The 4,220-nt window shown below is 25.0% G+C and carries 4 protein-coding genes; 1 reads left to right on the top strand and 3 read right to left on the bottom strand.

Translation table 11 applies throughout. The annotated features are described in order from the left end of the window. Positions 1-238 (bottom strand): FAD-binding protein (locus tag Q1J48_RS06235; RefSeq protein ID WP_300362047.1); only part of this gene is annotated, 238 nt, incomplete at its 3' end. Positions 239-255: 17 nt separating this feature from the next. Further along, complete coding sequence (gene nadA / locus Q1J48_RS06230; RefSeq protein ID WP_300362044.1) at positions 256-1,164, bottom strand: quinolinate synthase NadA; 909 nt, start codon at positions 1,162-1,164, stop codon at positions 256-258. Between the two features lie 174 nt (positions 1,165-1,338). Between nadA and Q1J48_RS06225 the strand changes: the two genes are divergently transcribed. Further along, complete coding sequence (locus tag Q1J48_RS06225) at positions 1,339-2,187, top strand: M23 family metallopeptidase (protein WP_300362042.1); 849 nt, start codon at positions 1,339-1,341, stop codon at positions 2,185-2,187. 304 nt (positions 2,188-2,491) lie between these two features. Here Q1J48_RS06225 and Q1J48_RS06220 read toward each other — a convergent pair whose 3' ends face one another. Further along, positions 2,492-3,775 (bottom strand): L-cysteine desulfidase family protein, encoded by a 1,284-nt coding sequence (locus Q1J48_RS06220; RefSeq protein WP_300362040.1) that lies wholly within the window; start codon positions 3,773-3,775, stop codon positions 2,492-2,494. Positions 3,776-4,220: the final 445 nt, after the last annotated feature.

Raw genomic sequence — 4,220 nt, 5'->3', positions numbered from 1 at the left:
TTATTTCAACAGATTCTTTTTTATTTTTATAGTGTCCCGCCCTTAAAGTATCTTCAAAAAAACTATCGAAATCATTTTCATCTCTTAAAACACAAATTCCCCCTTGAGCTAAAAATGAATCACTTTCTTCTAACTGAGATTTTGTTATCATTAAAACTTTTTTATCCTCTGGTAAGTGAAGAGCAGTAAAACATCCCCCTACCCCTGTTCCTACTATTATTACATCATAATTTTTCATATTTATTTCGCTTCCTTTTATCTTGCCATCATTAACATATTTTCTAATGGTTTATTGGCTTCTTTTATAATATTATTATCTAAATTTACTTGTGGTTCTAAAGTTTCTAAAGAATTTATAATTTTATCAAGAGTTATTTTTTTCATACCACTACATTGAACTTTTGATTTTGGCAGATAGAATTTTTTATTTGGATTTTTTTCTTTTAATTCATATAAAACTCCGTCCTCAGTGCAAATAATAAATTCTTCATCTTGACTTTCACTTACATATTTTATTATTCCAGAAGTACTTCCTACATAGTCCCCTAATTTTACTGATTCAATTGGACATTCTGGATGAATAGCTACTTTTGCTTTTGGATATTTTTCTTTTGTTTTTAAAATATCATCCTTTGTTATATCATTATGAATATGACACCAACCGTCATTAAATATAAAATTTTTATCCAATAACTTAGTAGATATATATCTCGCTAAATGTTGGTCTGGAATAAAAAATATATTTTTATTTTTTAAATTCTTTACTATTTTTAAAGCATTGGCTGATGTAACACATACATCTGAATGAGCTTTTAATTCAGCAGTGGAATTTACATAACAAACCACAGCTAAATCATCATATTTTTTTCTTACTTCCTCTATCTTTTTTACTGTTGCCATATGAGCCATCGGACAATCAGCCTTCATATCTGGAAGTAAAATTATTTTTTCTGGGTTAAGCAATTTTACACTTTCACCCATAAAAGAAACTCCACACATAACAATTACTTTTTCTTTTACCTCTCTAGCTTTCTCACTTAAGAAATAAGAATCCCCCACATAATCAGCTATTTTTTGTATCTCTGGTTCTGTATAATAATGTGCTAATATCACAGCATCTTTTTCTTCCTTTAATTTTTTTATTTGGTCAAACTTACTCTCCATTTTTCCTCCCTTTTAACAGTTATTTTTTACAACTGTCTTGTCACTAAAATAGTATATCATAATTCTTATTTTTTTTACAAGGATTTAATTTTTTATTAGAAAAAGTTTTTATTTTTTGTTTATTATGGTATAATTAGAGCAAAACTTAAATTTTATATAGGAGAGTATTTTATTATGAAAAAACTTATTTTATTCTTTTTAATCATCATCAATACTTTTATTTTTGCTAAGGAAGATATTAATATTTCCACAAGAATTGTAAAACAAGGGGGAATGTTTGTAGTTGAATTTCCAAAAGATAAAGATTATAACATCTCTTTTAAAAATTCAAAGATAAAAATAAAAAGTTTTATTGATGGAGAAAAGAAAAAAGCTTTAATTCCAGTTCACTATTCTACACCTGTTGGAACTTATACTTTAAAAATTTATGAAAATAAAAAAGTTGTTGTAAGAAAATTAGTAAAAATTATTGATGGAAATTTTAAAAAAAGTTACATTACAGTTGATAATAGTACTGCTAAAAAAAGATCAGTTCAAAATATGGCAAATATGATAAGCAAAACTTCTGAGGCTAGAAATAATCCTAGTCCTAAAAAATTATGGGAAGGTAGATTTATCTATCCTGTAACTTCTGCAAAAGATAAAAAAATTAGTAGTCCTTTTGGAGCTATGAGATTTGTTAATAATAAAGTTTCTGGTTACCATTCTGGAATAGATTTTCCTGTTGCTATTGGTACCCCTCTTGTAGCAAGTAATAGCGGACGTGTTGTTCTTGCTAAAAGACTTGTTACTACTGGTAACACTATAATAATTGATCATGGTATGAATGTATTTTCTGCCTATGCCCATATGAGCCAGTTAAATGTTAAAGAGGGAGATATGGTTAAAAAAGGTCAAAATATAGGAAAGAGTGGAAATACAGGATTTACTACTGGACCACATCTTCACTTTACTATAAGTATAGGAACAACTTTTGTTAATCCATCACTTTTCTTTAATCACAAAGTTTTAGAAAAAAATTAATTTTTTAAATCTTTAGCTGTTGAAATTAAAATTTTAATTTCAACAGTTTTTTTATTTCTTAAAATTTTATATTTTAATTTATTTCTTATTTCTAGATAAATTTAAAACCTTATTATTATTTTTCTCTCTACTAAAAAATATTTTTTTAACTATTAACTTCTCCCCTAAATTTATTTTTTCTACTTTTTAAAAGTTTTTATTTATTAGTTATTAATTTATAATTTGCAAGTAATAAAAAAGGTATACAGTATTAAATTTTCTTAATACAATATACCTTTTAATTTAATTATTTATAAAATATTTTTTATTTATTATTTACCATTATATCTAATATAACTTTATCAGTTTCTAACATTCCTTCTTTTCCAAGAATTCCTGTATTTTTTATTGTTTTTTCTACATCTCTTCCTATTATTCCCTCTCCAAATAAGAAACTTCTATTCTTTTTAGCGGCATAATAAGAATCAAAAGCACAAGAAATTCCACTAACTATTTTTGTAGCACAAGAACTTTTTGCTCCATCACAAATTAGTCCAGACATTGTTCCTAAAGTTGTTTCAATTGCTTTTCCACATTGTTCTAATGTTAATCCATCTAAGAAAGATATAGCTCCTGCAACTCCAGCACTTGCACACATAGCTCCACAATATGCTGATAATCTTCCTATATTTGTTTTAATATGAATTGTAGTTAAATGAGAGAAAAATAATCCTCTTATTAATTGTTCATATGGAATATTTTTCATTTCACAGAATTTTATAACTGGTAAAGATGCTGTCATTCCTTGATTTCCACTTCCACTTGTAGTCATAACTGGTAAAGAACAACCATTCATTCTTGCATCACTTCCAGCACTAGCAAAAGAGGCCATATTATTTCTTAAATCATTTCCATAAACCCCTTCTTCTATTCCCTCTTTTATAGTTTTTCCTATTCCTATTCCATATAAATTTATAAGTCCCTCTTTGGCTATTGTAGTATTACACTCTATAACCTTTTTAAATATAGGTTCTATTTTTTCTAGCTCAATTGTCTTAGCAGTATTATATATTAATTCCATTGTTAAAAAACTTCTATCTGTCATTGGAGAATCTACAAAAGATCTATCATCACAAGATTGCCCTAATATTTTTTCTCCATTTTTTGTAATCTCAGTTATATTTGTGTGATAATTTTGAATTTCAATAGTTGCAACATTCTTTCCATAAGTTCCAACTAATTTTATATATAATTTTACATCTCCTTCATTTAAAAATACATTTATTCTTTTTTCATCTATATATTTTTTTACTTCTGGTAATTTACTCTTATCTGCTCCTGATATTACCATCAATTCTTTTTTTGAATCCCCTACTATTAATCCCATTGCTATTCCAGCATCTATTCCCACCATACCTTCTGAATTAGGTATTTTTACACTTTTAACATTTTTTATCATATTTCCTGATAAATAAGCATCTATTTTTTCTGGTATATTTCCTAATATATCTCTTAATTTACTTCCTGCATATGCTAAAGCTATTGGTTCTGTACATCCTTCTGCTGGTATTATTTCTTCTTTTAATATATCTAAAATTTTTTCTAACATAAAAATGCCCCCTACAATTATTATTTTTCACCTAATTAAAAAGCAATTTTTATGCCATTTTATTTAATATTTTTTCTCTAGATTAATTAAAAAATAATTATCCAGTTCAAAATATAAAAATATTCTTTCTTCTTTTTAGAATAGAAATATCAATAGTTTTTTAATAATTAAAATATTACAAAAATGACTTTTAATTATAAATTTATAAAAAAATTTTTTAACTTTAAAAATATTTTCCATTCCTTATTTTTAATTTTATCATTTTGAAAATTATTTTTTTATTTTGAAAAACTTTTTTCAAAATAGAAATTAAATTTATTTTTTATCCCTTATTCAAAAATAATCTTAATAAAAAAGCGAAAAAATTCTTTGTAAATTTTTATTTTAATCCTATTTAAATTTTATGTAATATCTTTATTATAATTTTTAGATACAATAAAATTTT

It is taken from the genome of Fusobacterium sp. (assembly GCF_029258315.1).
In the GTDB taxonomy this organism is placed as follows: Bacteria; Fusobacteriota; Fusobacteriia; order Fusobacteriales; family Fusobacteriaceae; genus Fusobacterium_B.
The sequence above is the reverse complement of the archived record's forward strand: the minus strand, read 5'-3'. Positions and strand labels throughout refer to the sequence as shown.

Bases quoted from the DNA above. Each gene is read 5' to 3' on its own strand.
- nadA (WP_300362044.1), bottom strand. From the start codon at position 1,164: ATGGAGAGTAAGTTTGACCAAATAAAAAAATTAAAGGAAGAAAAAGAT.
- Q1J48_RS06220 (WP_300362040.1), bottom strand. From the start codon at position 3,775: ATGTTAGAAAAAATTTTAGATATATTAAAAGAAGAAATAATACCAGCA.
- Q1J48_RS06225 (WP_300362042.1), top strand. From the start codon at position 1,339: ATGAAAAAACTTATTTTATTCTTTTTAATCATCATCAATACTTTTATT.